Annotated in this window: 1 pseudogene; it reads left to right on the top strand. The window is 69.5% G+C overall.

The features are described from left to right. Window positions 1-203 (top strand): annotated as a pseudogene (locus ACV229_RS41015) (branched-chain amino acid ABC transporter permease LivH); the annotation flags it as partial.

Here is a 203-nt window from a genome sequence, read left to right as displayed (position 1 = left end):
CTGATCGTGTCGGTGCTCGTCACCGGCCTGTACGGCTTCGCCGTCGAGCGCGTCGCGTATCGCCCGCTGCGCGGCGGCCCGCGCCTCGTGCCGCTGATCTCCGCGATCGGCATGTCGATCTTCCTGCAGAACTACGTGCAGATCGGCCAGGGCGCGCGCGACGTGTCCGTGCCGGTGCTGATCTCCGGCGCGTTCGACATCCA

This window comes from Burkholderia sp. MR1-5-21 (assembly GCF_053427715.1).
The sequence above is the reverse complement of the archived record's forward strand: the minus strand, read 5'-3'. Positions and strand labels throughout refer to the sequence as shown.